Genomic DNA, 17,863 nt, shown 5'->3' on the forward strand with positions numbered 1-17,863 from the left:
AGCATGACGGCAGATCCCATGGACCGTACTGTGCAAGATGATCGTGTCCCTGTCGAGGCTGGCGAGACACTGTCACATGGCAAGGCAGGCGAGATAATGCCCTATGTCGAGATAATCGAGGCCGCCGATCCCGTCCGGCTGTTTGGCCTTTCCGGAAAAGAGCGCCTGTTGCGCCAGCTTTCACAAAAACCGGGTATGCTGTCTCCTGTGGCTGCGGGTCCCCGTCTGATTCTGGATGCGGATTGTCTTTATGATGCGCCGGTTCTGGAGTGGTTGTTGCAGCACCCTGATCGGGCTGTGGAGGCGGATGGGGCGCGGGGCTGCCATGCCAGCGCGAAGCTGGCAAAGGCGGCGCGGGCATGGATGGAAGGGCGCGGTGCGGCCCCTGCAGGACTGGAGATCGCCAGCCCCCAAGAGATAGCGCAGGCATATCGCAGCGCATTGCGTAAACGCGAGGCTCCTTTTTGCCTGCGGGTATCGGCCATTGGTGCGCGGGCGGCGGAAAAGCGGCTGTTTCAAGGGTCGTATAAAGGCGTGACGGATGTGGTGACGAAATATCTGTGGCCTTTGCCCGCCTTTCATGTGACGCGCCTTTGTGCGCGGCTTCATCTTTCTCCCAATATGGTCACCAGCCTGTCTGCTATTCTGGTGGCGGCGGCCTTCTGGTTATTCTGGATCGGCGCGTTCGCACCGGGATTGTTGGCCGCATGGGGCATGACCTTTCTGGATACGGTGGATGGCAAGCTGGCGCGTACCACGCTTACCTCTTCCAAATGGGGCAATGTGTTCGATCATGGCATTGATCTGATCCATCCGCCCTTTTGGTATTGGGCCTGGGCGCATGGATTGGTGGCAAGCACGGGCGAGGCGGCTCCCATGTGGCTTGATCCGGCGCTTTTGGTAATTGTGGGCGGCTATGTCGCCGGGCGCTTGATCGAGGGATATTTCATCGCCCGCTTCAGGCTGGAACTGCATATCTGGCGGCGCTTTGACAGTTTTTTCCGGCTGATCGTATCGCGGCGCAATCCCAATCTTGTGCTGCTTAGCCTTGCTTTGCTGATCGCCACTCCGACCACCGGATTTTTATGGGTGGCCTTGTGGACGGTGCTCAGTCTTTTGGTGCATCTGATGCAGATCCTGCAGGCTGAAAGCCAGCATCGCCGCGCTGCCTTGGGATCATGGCTTGACCAGTCGCCGTCTCACCCTTCTGTCGAGCAATAGATCATGCGTTTTGGATTTCTGTTCAATCATTATGCGGGCCATCAGATCTTGCATGCCGCGCCCATCGCATTCGAGCTGTCGCGGGCCTATCCCCAACATCAGGTGGAGATTTTCGTGCTGGGGGCGGCCCTGCGTTCGGTGGTGGATCGGGTGGCGCAGCGCTATCCCGGTCATAAGGTCCGGGTGCATATGGTGGAGGTTCCGCTTTATGCACGATTGATCGATCCGGTGATAAAGCCCTTTGCTTTTGCAAAAAAACAAGCGGTTCTGGATGCCAATAAAGCGCTGTTTGCTGATTTTGATGTGCTTGTGGTGCCGGAGAAAACCAGCCTGAAGCTAAAGCGCGAACCGGGGCTGGAGCATTTGAAAATCGTTTATACCCATCATGGGGCGGGCGATCGGGCGGAGGCCTATTATCCCGAACTGGCGCAATTCGATCTGGTTCTTGCCCCCGGTCCCAAGATTGCTGATCGTCTTTTGGCATCGGGCCTTGTGAAGCCGGAAAATTGCGCCATTGTGGGCTATCCGAAATTTTCCGTGATCCAGAGTTTGGGCGCCCCCTATCCGCGCTTGCCTTCGGGCCGCAAGACCGTGCTTTACAATCCGCACTATAGCCGCCGCGAATCCTCCTGGCCGACCATGGGCCGCGCGGTGCTGGAATATTTCCGCCAATCGGATCGTTATAATCTGATTTTTGCGCCTCATGTTTTGCTGTATCAACGCTGGTTCCGGCATCGGGCACGGCCTTTGGGGCGGTGGCGCGCTGTGCCGCATATGCATCTGGATACGGGTAGCGATGCGGTGTTGGATATGACCTATATGGATGGGGCAGATATTTATCTGGGCGATGTGAGCAGCCAGATCTATGAGTTTTTGCATCGCCCGCGTCCGGCAATTTTTCTCGATGCGCGGGGGTTGGAGGGCTGGCAAGATGATGACAGCTTCAAGATGTGGCACGCGGGCGATGTGGTGCGCTCGATGGCCGATCTCTCCAAGGCATTGGCCGAAGCCGATGCCCTGCATGGCCATTATCTGCCCATGCAAAAAAGCCTGTTTCAAGAGACCTTTGATTTGACCGACAGACCATCAGAACGGCGCGCCGCCGATGCTATCGTGGATCATTTCGCAAACGGAACAAAATATGGCAAAGGCGTTGGCGCCGATGCCGAAGAAAAGAATAAGGAACCGGCATGAGCACTGACCACGCACGTCTGGGATTCTCGGAAATTCTGGCGTCTATCGCTAAAGATATTCGGGCTCATGCAGAAGTATTTGTGTTGTTGGCGCTGTTATGGGCCATTATCAGCACCATTTTGACGGCTCCGTTATTTGACGATATTGTGGCGTGGCAAAACGCGATGCAGTACGATCCGGAAGGTGCTGTGGCAGACTTGGGCCCCTTGTTTCCGAAAATTCTGGCACAAACCATTGCCAGTTCCTTTCTGTTGGTTGTTGTGCCGGTTTTGTGGGCGCGGGCCTTGTTGCTTGGCCGGGGCGGGGTGTTCGGGCGGAGCTTGGGCCGAAGCTATGGCTTGTCGCTTCTCCATACCTTGTCTTTTCTTTTGTATCTTTTTGCGGGCGTCATCGGATTGTTCGTGCCGTTCCATTTGCTTGCCGTTCTTGGCGGCTTGTTAGGGCTCGGCGATGGCATTTTGAGGTCGATCATGGTCGTATTGGCGATGGTGTTGCTGCTATGGCTTTATACGGCCTATAGCGTGGCCGTGGTTTATGCCGCCTTGGGGCAAAAACTGGGCATTCGCCAAGCCCTGTTGCGTATGAAACCCCATTGGAAGCCCTTCGCGGCCATAGCGGTTCTGGGGCCTGTGCCCGCCTTGCTTTTTAGGGCGTTGGTGGTGATGCCTTTTCTCAGTGATGGCGCTGGCCCCACCAAAGTATCAACGCTTGTGGGGTCGGTGTTCACAGGCATCGGGGTGTTGATCATCTTTACGGCAGCGGTGGCTGTGGTCCGCGCCGTTCAAAAACAAGACTTAGGGGCTGAGTGATCCCGAAAAGGATCGAAGGGCCCTTTTAGAACAGCCTTGGCTGATGGCCAGCAAGGGGGACGACAAGATCAGCCGCGTCATATGACACCCGGTTGACACGGTCGGAAACGGGATAGGCTTCATAATCCGCAAAGGAAACCAAGGCATTGCGCGGGATATCTTTTGGGGCGCGTTCCACGCCGTCTCCCAGCCATATGTCATGATAGCTGCGGTTCAGCACAACGGGCATCCGGTGATGCAGATGTGACAGGGAAGAAGGCGCAGGCATGGTCAGGATGGCCACCGTTTCCAGCCAGCTTCCACCATCAGGGCCATACCAGCGCTCCCACAGGCCCGCAAAGGCCAAGGGGCATTGCTGCGGATTGGCGGGATGGATGAAATAGGGCTGTTTGCCTTTCCCGCCGCGCGCCGCCATCCATTCATACCAGCCATCGAACGGCACAAGGCAGCGTCGATGCCGCCAACTGGCGCGAAAGCTGGGTTTTAGTGCGGCCGTTTCCAACCGCGCATTGATCAAGGGGCGGCTTTTGGGCAGCTCTTTCATCCAGAATGGCACCAGACCCCAGCGCATGGGGATCAGTTCCCGCGTTCCTATGGGGGCACCGGTTCCGCTGTCCTCGTCGGCCCGGCGAACAACGGCAATGGCTTGGGTGGGCGCAATATTATACCGTGGCGGGAAATTGCTTTTGGGCGGGTCCAGATCGAATGTGCGGGCCACGGCCTCCAATGGAGAACTCAGGACAAAACGTCCACACATAGATTTGTCCTTTATAAAGCCACATGAACCGGATCACGAGAGCATGGAACAAAGGTGTTGAAATGAGCCAGAGCCGCCATTATCCCACGCGCCCTATCATCGGGGTGGGGGCCGTTGTCTTCAAGGGGGCATCGGTGCTTTTGATCCAAAGGTCAAAGCCCCCGAAGATTGGCGAATGGAGCCTGCCCGGCGGAGCGCAGGATTTGGGGGAAACCGCCAGCGCCGCGGCCTCGCGGGAGGTTTTGGAAGAAACCGGCGTTCATGCGGACATCATAGGCCTGTTGGATGTGGTCGATTATATCGAGCCCGATGAAAGCCACGCTATCCGCCATCATTATACGCTTGTGGATTATCTGGCGCGCTGGACAGCAGGGGAGCCCAAAGCGGCCAGCGATGCCCGCAAGGCGCAATGGGTGGCGTTGGATGATCTTGATGATGTGCCGCTTTGGTCGGAAACCCGGCGGATCATCTTGTTGGGGGCAGCGCGATTGGGGGATCTTTGATCGCGCCGCCTTCAGTATTTCAGTTGCCCAAAACCCTTTGAACCTGTTCGGGCGATCAGGATGCCAAGGCGGCTTTTACCAAGGCTTTGGCATCCGGGCTGTTCCAATCGGCGGGGCCGACAAGCCGCCCGATTTCCCGGCCTTCGCGGTCTACCAATAAGGTGGCGGGCAGGCCGATAATGCCCAAATCACCCATCAATCGCATGCTGGGATCCGCCAAGGTGGTCAGATTGGCGGCTTTGAATTTTTCCAAAACGGTTTGCGCCTGCGCCACCGGGCTGCGGTCGATGGAAATGGGCACCACCCGAAAGTCGGCGCTGCCCATATCCGCTTCCAATGCCGCCAAGGTGGGCATTTCCTCGATACAGGGGGCGCACCATTCCGCCCAAAGATTGATCAACAGCACCTGACCGCGCAAATCGCCCAAGGTCATGGCCCCATCCGGCCCTTGGATTTGCATGTCCAAAGGAAGGCTTGGCCGCCCTTCGGTCAGCTCGAATGTGGCCATTGCGCCTTGCGCCAAGGCGGCGTTCAGGCCGGCGGTTTGCCGAGAAACTTCATTTTGACTCGTCTGAGAGCTTTCGCCGGGGCTCAGCATTTCATATGCTGCCCACGCAATAAGGCCGATGCTTGCAAGTGCGGCGGCGGCCAATACCATCTGTTTGTTCATAACAACCGATCGTAAAAATTACCTATGTCCCATGACCCTAGCAAAAAAAGCGCGTCCCGGCAAAGCGGGAGCACTGTTTCAAATCCGGTAGAATCTTCCGCGTCATCCAATGAACTCTGGGGCGGGCGATTTGCTGGCGGCCCTTCGGACATCATGAAAAATATCAATGCCTCCATTGATATAGACCATGTGCTGTTCCGCCATGACATTGCCGGTTCCAAGGCGCATTGCCGCATGCTGGTGGCAACGGGTATTTTGACCGCTGCAGATGGTGAGGCCATTCTTGGCGGACTGGATCAGGTGGAAGAGGAAATCGCACGCGGCGAGATGGCCTTTGATCCGGCTTTGGAAGATATCCACATGCATGTGGAATCGCGGCTGCGCGATCTGATCGGTGATGCGGCAGGGCGGTTGCATACGGCGCGCTCGCGCAATGATCAGGTGGCGACGGATTTCAAATTATGGACCCGCGCGGCCATCGACCGGCTGGATGCGGACTTGCAGGCTTTCCAACAGGCTTTGCTGGATCGTGCCGACGAACATGCCGACAGCTTGATGCCCGGCTTTACCCATTTGCAAACCGCCCAGCCGGTGACCTTTGGGCACCATCTGATGGCCTATTATGAAATGACCCGCCGGGACAGAGGCCGCCTTGCGGATTGCCGGGCGCGCCTGAATGAAAGTCCCTTGGGGTCGGCGGCGCTGGCGGGAACGTCTTTCCCCATCGACCGGCATATGACAGCGGCGGCTTTGGGTTTTGATCGGCCAACGGCCAATTCATTGGATGCGGTGTCGGATCGGGATTTTGCGTTGGAATTCATGGCGGCCCTCAATCTGGCAGCGATGCATCTCAGCCGCTTGGCGGAAGAACTGGTGGTGTGGACCAGCGCCGGATTCGGATTTGTGCGCTTGTCCGACAGCTTTTCCACCGGCTCGTCCATCATGCCGCAAAAGCGCAATCCGGATGCCGCAGAACTGGTGCGCGCAAAATTGGGGCGGGTGAATGGCGCCTATCAAACGCTGCTGATGGTGATGAAGGGGCTGCCACTGGCCTATTCCAAAGATATGCAAGAAGACAAAGAGCCGGTGTTCGATGCGGTCGAGGCCTATACTTTGTCGCTGGCCGCCATGACCGGCATGGTACAGGATTTGCGTGTGGATGCGGCCAAGATGGCCGCTGCGGCGGGCGCGGGCTATTCCACCGCCACCGATCTGGCCGATTGGCTGGTGCGCGGGGCGAATTTGCCGTTCCGTGATGCGCATCATGTAACGGGCCGCATTGTGAAACTTGCGGAAGATCGCGGAACCGCCCTTGAAGATCTGAGCCTCGCGGACATGCAGGCCATCGATGCGCGGATCACCGAGGATGTGTTTAGTGTGCTGAGTGTGGAAGCATCGGCTGCATCGCGCACCAGCTTTGGTGGTACGGCACCCGAACAGGTAAGGCAGGCCATCAAAACGGCGCGGCAGGCTTTGACGGCAAAGAATCCCAAGGCGGAGCACAGCGCATGAGCCGTTTTTTGACACTTGGTTTGATGATCGCGGTGATGGGGCTGTCCGCTTGTGGACGGCGCGGCGATATTGTGCCGCCCGATGGGAAAACCGAAGATCCACGGATTGAAGATTTCCGCAAAATTCCGCCGCGTGATGCGGATGGGCCAGAGCGGCTCTGATGGATCATTTTCAATATCATGAAGGCCAGCTTCATGCGGAAGATGTGGCCTTGTCCCGCATTGCCAAAGAGGTAGGCACGCCGGTTTATGTTTATTCCGCCGCCACTTTGGAACGCCATTTCCGGGTGTTCGATGATGCGCTTTCGGGCACCGACCACCTGACCTGCTTTGCGGTAAAGGCCAATTCCAACCTGTCGGTTCTGGCCACCTTGGCGCGTTTGGGCTGCGGGGCCGATGTGGTCAGCGGTGGTGAATTGACCCGCGCTTTAAAGGCGGGGATTCCTCCGCAACGGATCGTATTTTCCGGCGTGGGCAAAACCGCTGATGAAATGGCCATGGCTCTCAGGGTTGGCATCCATCAGTTCAATGTGGAATCGGAACCGGAATTGGACGCACTGTCACAGATGGCGGTGTCTTTGAGGCAGCGTGCGCCCGTTGCCTTGCGGATCAATCCCGATGTGGATGCCAAAACCCATGCCAAAATCTCTACGGGCCGGGCGGAAAACAAGTTCGGCATTGCATGGGATCGCGCCCGTGAAGCCTATGCCCATGCCCGCAGCCTTCCCGGTATCGATATTGTCGGGATCGATGTGCATATCGGCTCGCAGCTGACCGATTTGGGGCCGTTTCGCGCGGCGTTCGACCGGGTGGCGGAACTGGTGGCGGCTTTGCGTGCCGATGGCCATAAAATCGATCGATTGGATCTGGGCGGCGGCCTTGGCATTCCCTATGAGCCAGATCAGCCAGCCCCGCCTTCACCAAAGGATTATGGGCTGATGGTGAAAGAGGTGGCATCCGGCCTTGGGTGCCAGATCATCACCGAACCGGGCCGCCTGATTGCAGGCAATGCCGGGGTTTTGTTGTCGAAAGTGATTTATGTAAAAGAAGGCGAGGCGCGGCGCTTCGTGATCCTGGATGCGGCGATGAATGATCTTTTGCGCCCGGCCATGTATGATGCCTATCATGCCATTGCGCCTGTTATGGAAGCGGCCTTTGATGCACCGACAATGCTGGCGGATTTTGTCGGTCCGGTATGCGAAACCGGCGACAGCTTTGCCAAAGGTCGTGAAACGACAGCGGTGAAGGCGGGTGATTTGGTGGTGATGCGGTCGGCAGGGGCTTATGGTGCTGTGATGGCATCAAGCTATAATAGCCGCCCCCTTGTGCCCGAAGTGCTAGTGAATGGCCATGAATATGCGGTGATCCGGCCGCGCGTGGAGGTAGAGGATCTTTTGGTGCTGGACCGCGTGGCCCCGTGGCTGGATATGGATAGCAAGACCGACAAGGCTTGATGCCCCCGCCCCGGCTGCCGATATACAAGAACACCATGTGGCATGAGGATTGAATGAACAAACGCAGCCCTTTGGATAGGCATAAACAGATCCGAGCCCGTTTGGCCCGGCGCCTGTTTGTGGTGCGTGGCTGGTTGGTTCTGGAAACGGTGTGGCGTGCGGCCTGGCCCGTTGGGGCGATTGTCGGGGCGTATTTTGCGCTGGCGCTTTTGGGGATATGGGAACAGGCTCCGGCCTTTGTTCATTTGGCGGTGTTCGTGTTTGTGGTGCTTGGCGGGGCGGGGCTGCTATGGCACCGCTTGCGTCGGGCCATATGGCCCGGTGATGCCGATGCACGGCGTCGTTTGGAAGAAAGCGGTGGCGCCCGCCATCGACCCATTGATGCGGTTTTTGATGCTCCGGCCATGGCTGCGGGGGCGTCTGTGCTGTGGCGCAGGCACCGTGACCATATGGCGGCGATGGCTCAGGATCTGCCGGTCAAGGCCCCGCGTTTGACGCTGGTTTATGAAGATCCCCGCGCTTTGCGGGCGATTGTTTTGCTGGCTTTGTTTATTGGTGCGCTTTATGCGGGGCCGGATGCCGGGCGGCGGCTTTTTCAGGCCTTGCAGCCGCCCTTCGGGGATGCGCCGCGCACGGTGGTGCTGGATGCCTGGCTGACCCCGCCCGATTATACCGGCAAAAGCCCCATTGTTTTACATGGCCCCATGGCCGCCACCAAGGGTCATGACGAGGCCGCCGCCCCATTGTCCGCGCCGGTGGGCTCGATGCTGGTGGTGCGGCTCAATGGCGGGCGCCAAGCCCCTGTCTTATTGGCGGGAGAGGATGAAATTCCGTTTGATACGGTCGGAACGGTGGATCATCGTCTTGAGTTTGCACTGTCTGATCCGGATCTTTCGATGTTGGAAATTCGCCAAGGTGGCCGCAGCCGCGCACTCTGGCCTTTGGCTCTTGTCCCGGATCAACCGCCGAGCATCAGTTTTGCCGCCACGCCTACCCAAAGCCGCCGGCAAGCCATGCGGCTAACTTATGTGGTGAATGATGATTATGGCGTGACAGATGCCAGTCTCACCCTTGTGCCCTTGCCAGAAGGGGCGCAGGCTTCCGGCACGCCCGGTGATGATCGCTTGGAAATTGCCTTGCGTGGGGCGCAAACACGCGGTGAGGCGGCCTCTTTGGTCGTTTATGAGGATCTGACCGCGCATCCTTTCGCAGGGCGCTTGGTGACGGCGGTGTTGTCCGCCACCGATGCGGCCGGGCAGACAGGGAAAAGCGATGCGCTGGTGTTTCGCTTGCCTGAACGGGTGTTCAGCCATCCCGTGGCAAAGGAATTGGTGGCGATCCGTAAAGATATGCTGGTTTCGCCCGCCAGAGCCTCAAAGGAAACGGACCGTATCGACCGGGTGTCGCGGGATCTTGATGCCTATGACGGCGATCTTACGGTATTTGCCGCCTTGCGAAGTGCCTATTGGCGCATGAACAGCGATTCGTCGCGGAAAGCCGTTGCAGAAGTGGGGGAAATCCTGTGGGAAACCGCTTTGCGTTTGGAAGATGGGCAGATGTCGCTGGCCACCCGATCCTTGCGCGATGCTTTGGATCAATTTGAAGAGGCGCTAGAGGGCGGCGAGGACAGCCTGGATCAGGCAACGGCAGCTCTTGAAGCGATGATGCAGCAGTTCCTGTCGCAAATGGCCCGCCAGCAAAGCGAAACCGCCCCCATGCGCACCGATGGCACCCAGCGCATGCAGGTGGTGGGGTCGGATATGCTGCAACAGATGATCCGGCAGATGCGTGATCTGGCCGCCGCGGGCGAGATGGACGCGGCCAAGGCCATGCTGGATCAACTACGCGACATTATGGAAAATGCCAGCGCCAACAGCATGACCGCCGAAGATTATGAGCGGATGATGGCCGCCAGCCGTGCCGCCGAGGCTCTGGAAGGCTTGAGCGAAGACCAGCGCACGCTTTTGAACCAAACCAGCCGCCAGACATTGGTCAACCGCCTGCGGGAGAAAAATGGACAGCCGCAAGGGGGCTTTGATTCATTGGGGGTGCAACAACAGGGCCTCGGCCAGCGCTTGAACGACATCCTGCAAGGGTTGGGGGACGGCGGCATGGAAGCTCCCGGCGGGCTGGAGCAAGCCATGCAGGCCATGGAAGATGCGGGCCGGGCCTTGTCCGAACAATCGGGGCCGGGAGCCATTCGTGGACAGGCCGAGGCTGTGCGTGCTCTGGACGAGGCAAAAGGGGCCTTGGAACAGATGCTGGAGCAGGCCATGCAGCAAATGCCATCGGGCAATGGCCTTGATCCCTTGGGGCGGCCTCAACCGGGCATGAACACGCGGGGCTTTGAACTGCCCGACATCTTGGATGCCCGACAGGTGGAACGCATTCTGGAAGAGTTGCGCCAGCGCATCAGCAATCCCGATCTCAGCGACGAGGAACGGCAATATCTGCGCCGCTTGTTACGCCGCTTTTAAGCCAGCACGCAAGGATAAGAAACGGTCCACAAATAGCGAAAAGCGCCGCATGAACGGCGCTTTGCAGGAGGTGATGTTGGAGCCCCGTGGGAGGATTTAGCGCGTGGGGATGGGTTCGTCGCCGCTATAATCGTAAAAGCCACGCCCGGCCTTGCGGCCAATCCAGCCGGCTTCCACATATTTCACCAGCAAGGGGCAGGGGCGATATTTGGTATCGGCCAAGCCTTCATAAAGCACCTGCATGATGGACAGACAGGTATCAAGGCCAATGAAATCCGCCAATTGTAAAGGCCCCATGGGGTGATTTGCCCCCAACCGCATGGCTTTGTCGATGGCTTCCACCGATCCCACGCCTTCATAAAGGGTGTAGATCGCTTCATTGATCATCGGCAGCAGGATGCGGTTGACGATAAAGGCAGGGAAATCTTCGGCAATGGCCACATCTTTGCCCAGATCCGAAATGAACTGGCAGGCAATTTTGTAGGTTTCTTCCGAGGTGGCAATGCCTCGGATCACTTCCACCAATTTCATAACCGGCACCGGGTTCATGAAATGCATGCCGATGAATTTTTCCGGTCGATCCGTGGAAGCGGCTAGGCGCGTGATGGAAATGGATGAGGTATTGGTGGCAAGCAGGGCTTCAGGCTTCAGCGATTCGCACAGTTCCTTGAAAATGCCGACTTTGACATTTTCTTTTTCTGTGGCCGCTTCGATTGCCAGATCGACGTCACTCATATCCGAGAGTTTGTCTGTGGCGGTGATGCGACCTATGGCTTCATCCATAGCGCTTTGGGTGGTCAATCCCCGATTGACCTGCCGTTCCATATTATGGCGGATAATGCCCAAAGCCTCGATAGCGCGCTCTTTGGAAATATCCGCCAGAATCACATCATGACCGCCCAAGGCGATCACATGAGCAATCCCGTTGCCCATTTGGCCTGCGCCGATCACACCCACCTTACGCATTGCTACATCCGTTCCTGTTAAAAACAAAACGCCCCGGAACCGGTGTCCGCGGGGCGTTATAATTGATGGTCGTCAAGACAGTTCTTTTTCCAAAGCCGGAAGCGCTTCAAACAGATCTGCCACAAGGCCGTAATCGGCCACTTGGAAGATCGGCGCCTCTTCATCTTTGTTGATGGCGACGATGATCTTGCTGTCTTTCATACCGGCAAGATGCTGGATCGCGCCGGAAATGCCCACAGCCACATAAAGTTCAGGGGCAACGATTTTTCCGGTTTGGCCCACTTGATAATCATTGGGAACGAAGCCCGCATCCACAGCGGCGCGGCTGGCGCCAATGGCGGCCCCCAATTTATCAGCGACTTTTTCAATGAGAGCGAAATTCTCGCCCGATCCCATGCCGCGTCCACCGGAGACGATGATATTGGCACTGGTCAGTTCGGGACGGTCGGATTTCGACAATTCCTGCCCGACAAATTCCGTAAGTCCGGGATCGGCAGGGGCTTCCACTGTTTCCACCGAAGCCGAACCGCCTTCGGCCCCGGCTTTTTCAAAGGCCGTCCCGCGAACGGTAATGACCTTTTTGCTGTCCGATGTTTCCACGGTGGCAATGGCATTGCCCGCATAGATCGGGCGTTTGAAGGTGGTGGCGTTTTCCACCGCGATGATGTCGGAAAGCTGTGCCACATCCAGTGCGGCCGCCACACGAGGCATCACATTCTTGCCCATGGTGGTGGCCGGTGCCAGCAGGCTGTCATAGCCATCGGCAAGCCCGATGAGCAAAGCCGACAGCGCTTCAGCGGTTCTGTGTTCATAATGCGGGGCATCCGCATGCAAAACCTTGGTCACGCCATCGATCTTGGCAGCGGCTTGGGCCACACTTGCCGCATTATGGCCGGCAACCAGAATATGCACATCATCAAGAGCCTTCGCCGCTGTCACGGTGGACAAGGTGGCATCATTGAGCGTGCTGTTATCATGTTCGGCAAGAACAAGGGCTGTCATTTGATCACTCCTTTTTCCCGCAATTTGCCCACCAGTTCGGCAACGCTTTCCACCTTGATGCCCGCTTCGCGTTTGGGTGGTTCTTCCACTTTCAGCGTTTTGAGACGCGGGGTCATATCGGCGCCGAAATCATCGGGGGTCTTCATGTCGATGGGCTTGCGCTTGGCCTTCATGATATTGGGCAAAGAGGCATAGCGCGGCTCATTGAGGCGCAAATCGGTGGTGATGATGGCAGGCATGGTGATCTTGATGGTTTCAAGGCCGCCATCCACTTCACGGGTGACAATGGCCGCCCCGTCTTCCAGCACCACTTTCGAGGCGAAGGTGCCTTGCGACCAGCCAAGAAGCTGCGCCAGCATCTGCCCCGTCTGATTGGAATCGTCATCAATGGCCTGCTTGCCCAACACCACAAGGCCGGGCTCTTCCGTATCCACAATGGCTTTCAGGCATTTGGCAACGGCCAAAGGCTCGGTGGGACCATCATGCTCAACCAGAATGCCCCGGTCCGCACCCATGGCAAGGGCTGTGCGGATGGTTTCCTGCGCTTGTTTGGGGCCGATGGAGACGATGACGATTTCATCGACCTTCCCGGCTTCCTTGAGACGGATCGCCTCTTCAACTGCGATTTCGTCGAAGGGGTTCATTGACATTTTGACATTGGCGAGTTCGACGCCCGACTGATCGGACTTCACCCGCACTTTGACATTGTAATCAACGACCCGTTTAACAGGGACCAGCACCTTCATGATGGAAAACAGCTCCTTGGCTTACCGTCATATCTTTTCATATTCCTTCGGAGAACACAGGATATGCCCCTCCAAAAAAATGGCGAATGTTGGGCGATGAGACATAGGTCAAGCCTGCGCGTGAGTCAATGTAACAGGATCATACATGATCTAGCTATCGCCCCGTGTTGCACCGGGTTTCCACAAAATATCTCCGGCGCCATGATCGTTGGTAATCCGCGATAAAACAAACAAATGATCGCTTAACCGGTTGGCATAGCGGATGGCCGCCCCGTTGACGGGGGTATTTTCGGCGGCCAGAACCATAAGCCGTTCGGCGCGGCGGACCACAGTACGCGCCAGATGCAGATGCGCCGAAGCCGCTGTTCCACCTGGCAAAATGAAGCTTTTCAAGGGAGAAAGATCGGCATTGAGCGCATCGATTTCCCGCTCCAGCCGCGCCACCTGGTCATCGGTGATGCGCAGGGCATTTTTTTCTGCATCGGGGTCCAGTTCAGGGGTTGCAAGGTCTGCCCCCAGATCGAACAAATCATTTTGAATACGGGCCAGCATGTCATCCAGCGCGCCGCGGGTATGAAGCCGCACAAGGCCGATCACCGCATTGGCTTCATCAACGGTGCCATAAGCGTCAATGCGGGCGTTATATTTGCGCACCCGACTGCCATCTACCAGCGAGGTATCGCCACCATCGCCGCCACGCGTGTAGATTTTTGTCAGCTTGACCATGAAACCTCGTTCACACTGCTTTAGTTCGCTGCCAAATAGAACAGCAAGCCCATCAAAATAACAGCGATAAATTGAAGCAATACCCGCCACTGCATCAGCTTGTTGGAGCGCTGTTGGCTGGCTTTTCCCTGACGGGCCATATTGAGCACGCCAAGCAAAACCGCTCCAAGGGCGGCTACCATGAAAATCGGGATCAAAAGAAGCAGGGTCGAAGACATGGGTGTCTGTACTTTCCGTGTGAAGAAATGAGCCTTTTAGAAGATTTAAGGGCGAAGCCTAAGGCGTTTGCTTTCTAAAAGCTCATTCTTTTTCTTGCCGCGACAAAATGTGACGGCAGACATATCAAAGATCGACCAGCCGACAGGCTAGACTAGCCAGCCGCTTCCAACAAACGCGTGGCGATCACATTGGCTTGAATTTCGGCGGCCCCTTCAAACACATTGAGAATACGGGCATCCACTAAAACCCGGCTGACGGGATATTCGGTGGCATAGCCATTGCCGCCATGGATCTGCACCGCATTGTCCGCCGATGCCCAGGCGATGCGGGCAGCCAGCAGCTTGGCCATGCCGGCTTCCAGATCGCAGCGCTTGCCGCTGTCTTTTTGTTCGGCGGCATAATAGCTCAATTGGCGGACCATCATGATTTCGGCGGCCATCATTGCCAGCTTGCCATAAACGCGGGGGAAGGCCGCAATGGGTTTGCCGAATTGCTGGCGTTCATGGGCATAGGCCAGCCCCATATCCAGCGCCGACTGGGCCACGCCAATGGCCCGTGCCGCCGTTTGAATACGCGCACTTTCAAAGGTGGCCATCAATTGCTTGAAGCCCTGACCTTCAACGCCGCCCAGCAGATTATCGGCATCCACAGCAAAGCCATCAAAGCCCAGTTCATATTCTTTCATGCCGCGATAGCCTAGAACCTCGATTTCTCCGCCGGTCATGCCATTGGCGGGGAAGGGATCGGCATCACTGCCGCGCGGCTTTTCCGCCAGCAGCATGGATAAGCCCTTATAGCCGGGCTGATCGGGGTCCGTGCGCACCAGCATGGTCATCAGATCGGCGCGGGCGGCATGGGTGATCCATGTTTTGTTGCCGGTGATGCGATAGAGGTCGCCGTCTTTCACGGCGCGGGTGGAAAGTGATCCCAGATCCGATCCGGTATTGGGTTCGGTGAATACGGCGGTGGGCAAAATCTCGCCGCTGGCCAATTTCGGAAGCCAGTATTGTTTTTGCGCGTTGGTGCCGCCGGAGAGGATCAGTTCGGCGGCGATTTCGCTGCGGGTTCCCAAAGACCCAAGGCCGATATAGCCCCGGCTCAATTCCTCCGACACAACGCACATGGCCGCTTTGCCCATGCCCGCGCCGCCATATTGTTCGGGGATGGTCAGCCCAAACACCCCCATGTCCGCTAATGCGGAGATGACTTCGATGGGGATCAGTTGGTCTTTGAGATGCCAGCTATGGGCGGCGTCTTTGTGATCATTTGCAAAGCGGCGGAAGCTGTCGCGCACCATTTCCAGCGTTTCATCAAGCCCGGTTTGCCCGAACTGGCCGTGCTCCAGCTGATTTGCCAGCGCCCGGCGATTGTCTTCGGTGTTGCCCATAGTGATCAGACGCACCACCGGCTCTGCCATAAATGCCTGAAAATCCTCAGGGCTTGCGCCCACACTGCCGGGGCGGACGATCTCTGTTTGGCTCATGGGAATACCGCCAGCCATTTGCGACAGATATTCGCCGCAACCAATGGCCAAGATCAGCTTTTCCGTTCTGGATAGCTGCCCCGTCTTTTCCAAGGTGCGGGCCCAGCCAAGGGACTCCTTCAAGGTTTCCGCATAGGTGGCATACCAGGCAAGGCCATGGGCCTTGGTTTGGTGCTTTTCCAGCAAGGCCCGGTCGGCCTGGCCATTGCGGCATATATCCGCCGCCACAGCCTTTGTCAGGGCCGCCACCAAGGCTTGTGCGCGGGCAACCGCTTTTTCCAGATCCGCAAGATCAATCAGATCGTCGGAGTGTTCGGCAATCAAAGGATCAGACATTGCCTGCCTCTACAGCATCTTCATAGGTACGCAGACCGGGATGGCGGGCCGATACAAGCACCGCCATATTGCCCGGCTTGTGCTTGTTGGCCCGCATTTTCTCATGGGCTCGGGGAATGTCTGCCCAGCCGAATACCTCGGACATACAAGGATCGATACGCCGTTCGATCACCAGCCGATTGGCTTTGCTGGCCTGTTTGAGATTGGCGAAATGGCTGCCTTGGATACGCTTTTGGCGCATCCACACAAACCGTGCATCAAAGCTCAGATTAAAGCCGGTGGTGCCCGCGCAGAACACCACCATGCCGCCACGTTTCACCACAAAGCACGATACCGGGAAGGTTTGTTCGCCCGGATGTTCGAACACCACATCCACATCATTGCCCTTGCCGGTGATTGTCCAGATGGCTTTGCCAAAAGCCCGCACCCGCTTCATATAGGCGCTATAGGTTTCCACATCCTGAACCGGTGGCAAGGGGCCCCAGCAATCGAATTCACGGCGGTTGATCACGCCCTTGGCACCCAAAGACAAAACGAATTCGCGCTTTGTATCGTCGGAAATCACGCCAATGGCATTGGCTCCGGCCGTGGCGATCAACTGGATGGCCATGGAGCCAAGCCCGCCCGAAGCCCCCCACACCAGAACATTGTCACCGGGGCGCAGGATATGGGGGCGATGGCCGAACAGCATGCGGTAAGCCGTGGCCAATGTCAGTGTGTAGCACGCGCTTTCTTCCCATGTGAGATGCTTGGGGCGCGGCATCAACTGGCGGGCTTGCACGCGAGCGAACTGGGCAAAAGACCCATCGGGCGTTTCATAGCCCCAAATGCGTTGGCTGGATGAAAACATGGGATCACCGCCATTACATTCTTCATCGTCGCCATCGTCTTGATTGCAATGCACGACCACTTCATCGCCCACTTTGAAGCGGGTTACCCGCCGGCCCACTTTATAGACGATGCCTGCCGCATCGGACCCGGCGATATGATAATCGGCCTTATGCACATCAAAGGGGGAGATGGGGGTGCCCAAGGCAGCCCACACACCATTATAATTGACCCCGGCAGCCATCACCAGAACCAGCACTTCATCGGAATCGATATCAGGGGTGTCCACCACCTCTTCCAGCATGGCGGATTGGGGTGGTCCATGGCGGTCGCGCCTGATGGCCCAGGCATGCATTTTTTTCGGGACATGGCCCAAAGGGGGGATCTCGCCCACATCATAAAGATCTTTCAAGGGCGGCCCAGCAGGTTTCTCTGTCGTTTCTGTGGGGCTCAAGGCTGTTGGCTGTGCCGGCATCGTGCTCTCCCAAAACGTCGTTTGTGGCGCATATGTGCCAGACTGACAGAAAACTATTGCACTGCACAATAGCTTATTTCTATCAAAAGAAGCAGGTTTGTTGAAATATATGAAAAAAATAGTCCGAACATGTGCATTATTCATACGTCTTTTTTGGCGAGGCTTTCAAAATAAGCAGACGGGACGTTTAAAAATGGACAATGTCTGGTCGTTGCACGCGGAGATAGTCGGACCGGTGGATCAACGGGTCGAGAGGGGAGGAGCCCGCCGAACCACCAGCCCTATCCGGCATGAAGCATTTTACAGTCTTTTGGAAAGACGGTTCGCTCTGCCGACTAGAGATGCGTCCCCCCGCAAATACTGACGGTTATAAGTTGACAAATTATAGAAAATACAACTGTAAGTCCATTTTACTTTTTGATTTGGTGGTTCGACTTGTGCGGCGCACAAAAAAGACTAGACTTGGATGAGAAAGGCGACGACATT

17 protein-coding genes are annotated in these 17,863 nt (G+C 57.0%); 8 read left to right on the top strand and 9 right to left on the bottom strand.

All coding sequences use genetic code 11. The annotated features are described in order from the left end of the window. Nucleotides 1-3: 3 nt before the first annotated feature. Genes IEX96_RS06795 through IEX96_RS06805 form a run of 3 tightly spaced genes read left to right on the top strand, consistent with a single transcriptional unit; the run spans nucleotide 4 to nucleotide 3,224 of the window. Complete coding sequence (locus IEX96_RS06795; protein ID WP_229773587.1) at nucleotides 4-1,221, top strand: CDP-alcohol phosphatidyltransferase family protein; 1,218 nt, start codon at nucleotides 4-6, stop codon at nucleotides 1,219-1,221. Between the two features lie 3 nt (nucleotides 1,222-1,224). Then, nucleotides 1,225-2,415, top strand: coding sequence for a CDP-glycerol glycerophosphotransferase family protein (locus IEX96_RS06800; protein ID WP_150005378.1), 1,191 nt, complete (start codon nucleotides 1,225-1,227; stop codon nucleotides 2,413-2,415). After that, complete coding sequence (locus IEX96_RS06805) at nucleotides 2,412-3,224, top strand: hypothetical protein (RefSeq protein WP_150005377.1); 813 nt, start codon at nucleotides 2,412-2,414, stop codon at nucleotides 3,222-3,224. Before IEX96_RS06800 ends, IEX96_RS06805 begins: the two co-directional genes overlap by 4 nt. A 25-nt stretch (nucleotides 3,225-3,249) precedes the next feature. On the opposite strand, the gene IEX96_RS06810 is transcribed toward IEX96_RS06805, so the two are convergent. Then, the gene (locus IEX96_RS06810; protein WP_150005376.1) at nucleotides 3,250-3,981 is read right to left on the bottom strand and encodes an SOS response-associated peptidase; all 732 of its coding nucleotides are present in this window, start codon (nucleotides 3,979-3,981) and stop codon (nucleotides 3,250-3,252) included. Nucleotides 3,982-4,043: 62 nt separating this feature from the next. Between IEX96_RS06810 and IEX96_RS06815 the strand changes: the two genes are divergently transcribed. Beyond that, nucleotides 4,044-4,484 (top strand): NUDIX hydrolase, encoded by a 441-nt coding sequence (locus tag IEX96_RS06815; protein WP_150005375.1) that lies wholly within the window; start codon nucleotides 4,044-4,046, stop codon nucleotides 4,482-4,484. A 55-nt stretch (nucleotides 4,485-4,539) separates the two neighbouring features. Here IEX96_RS06815 and IEX96_RS06820 read toward each other — a convergent pair whose 3' ends face one another. After that, nucleotides 4,540-5,154, bottom strand: a complete 615-nt coding sequence (locus tag IEX96_RS06820; protein WP_150005374.1) for a TlpA family protein disulfide reductase — start codon at nucleotides 5,152-5,154, stop codon at nucleotides 4,540-4,542. Between the two features lie 24 nt (nucleotides 5,155-5,178). Here IEX96_RS06820 and argH point away from each other — a divergent pair, with 24 nt between their 5' ends. From argH to IEX96_RS06840, 4 genes are read left to right on the top strand one after another with little or no spacing between them, the layout of a single operon-like run. Then, a complete protein-coding gene (argH, locus tag IEX96_RS06825; RefSeq protein ID WP_150005373.1) occupies nucleotides 5,179-6,666 on the top strand; it encodes an argininosuccinate lyase in 1,488 nt (495 codons plus the stop codon). Then, a complete protein-coding gene (locus IEX96_RS06830; RefSeq protein WP_150005372.1) occupies nucleotides 6,663-6,827 on the top strand; it encodes a lipoprotein in 165 nt (54 codons plus the stop codon). The genes argH and IEX96_RS06830 overlap by 4 nt, the downstream gene beginning before the upstream one ends. After that, complete coding sequence (gene lysA / locus IEX96_RS06835) at nucleotides 6,827-8,119, top strand: diaminopimelate decarboxylase (protein WP_150005371.1); 1,293 nt, start codon at nucleotides 6,827-6,829, stop codon at nucleotides 8,117-8,119. The genes IEX96_RS06830 and lysA overlap by 1 nt, the downstream gene beginning before the upstream one ends. Nucleotides 8,120-8,172: 53 nt before the next feature. After that, on the top strand, nucleotides 8,173-10,596 hold the full coding sequence (locus IEX96_RS06840; RefSeq protein WP_188873676.1) for a DUF4175 domain-containing protein: 2,424 nt from the start codon (nucleotides 8,173-8,175) through the stop codon (nucleotides 10,594-10,596). Between the two features lie 96 nt (nucleotides 10,597-10,692). Here the strand turns inward: IEX96_RS06840 and IEX96_RS06845 are convergent, their stop codons facing one another. The 7 genes from IEX96_RS06845 to ccrA all read right to left on the bottom strand — a co-directional run bounded on the left by IEX96_RS06845 (nucleotide 10,693) and on the right by ccrA (nucleotide 17,377). Then, the gene (locus IEX96_RS06845; protein WP_188873677.1) at nucleotides 10,693-11,562 is read right to left on the bottom strand and encodes a 3-hydroxybutyryl-CoA dehydrogenase; all 870 of its coding nucleotides are present in this window, start codon (nucleotides 11,560-11,562) and stop codon (nucleotides 10,693-10,695) included. Nucleotides 11,563-11,634: 72 nt separating this feature from the next. Further along, the gene (locus IEX96_RS06850; RefSeq protein WP_150005368.1) at nucleotides 11,635-12,564 is read right to left on the bottom strand and encodes an electron transfer flavoprotein subunit alpha/FixB family protein; all 930 of its coding nucleotides are present in this window, start codon (nucleotides 12,562-12,564) and stop codon (nucleotides 11,635-11,637) included. Next, the gene (locus IEX96_RS06855) at nucleotides 12,561-13,310 is read right to left on the bottom strand and encodes an electron transfer flavoprotein subunit beta/FixA family protein (RefSeq protein ID WP_150005367.1); all 750 of its coding nucleotides are present in this window, start codon (nucleotides 13,308-13,310) and stop codon (nucleotides 12,561-12,563) included. The genes IEX96_RS06850 and IEX96_RS06855 overlap by 4 nt, the downstream gene beginning before the upstream one ends. A 150-nt stretch (nucleotides 13,311-13,460) precedes the next feature. Further along, nucleotides 13,461-14,036 carry a cob(I)yrinic acid a,c-diamide adenosyltransferase gene (locus tag IEX96_RS06860; RefSeq protein WP_150005366.1) on the bottom strand — a complete coding sequence of 192 codons (576 nt, stop codon included), beginning with the start codon at nucleotides 14,034-14,036 and terminating at the stop codon, nucleotides 13,461-13,463. 20 nt (nucleotides 14,037-14,056) lie between these two features. Further along, nucleotides 14,057-14,254 carry a twin transmembrane helix small protein gene (locus IEX96_RS06865; RefSeq protein ID WP_149999713.1) on the bottom strand — a complete coding sequence of 66 codons (198 nt, stop codon included), beginning with the start codon at nucleotides 14,252-14,254 and terminating at the stop codon, nucleotides 14,057-14,059. 152 nt (nucleotides 14,255-14,406) lie between these two features. Continuing rightward, nucleotides 14,407-16,074 carry an acyl-CoA dehydrogenase family protein gene (locus IEX96_RS06870; RefSeq protein WP_188873678.1) on the bottom strand — a complete coding sequence of 556 codons (1,668 nt, stop codon included), beginning with the start codon at nucleotides 16,072-16,074 and terminating at the stop codon, nucleotides 14,407-14,409. After that, nucleotides 16,067-17,377, bottom strand: a complete 1,311-nt coding sequence (gene ccrA, locus IEX96_RS06875) for a crotonyl-CoA carboxylase/reductase (RefSeq protein ID WP_150005365.1) — start codon at nucleotides 17,375-17,377, stop codon at nucleotides 16,067-16,069. The genes IEX96_RS06870 and ccrA overlap by 8 nt, the downstream gene beginning before the upstream one ends. Between the last annotated feature and the right edge of the window lie 486 nt (nucleotides 17,378-17,863).

It is taken from the genome of Iodidimonas muriae (assembly GCF_014647255.1).
GTDB lineage: Bacteria > Pseudomonadota > Alphaproteobacteria > Sphingomonadales > Rhodothalassiaceae > Iodidimonas > Iodidimonas muriae.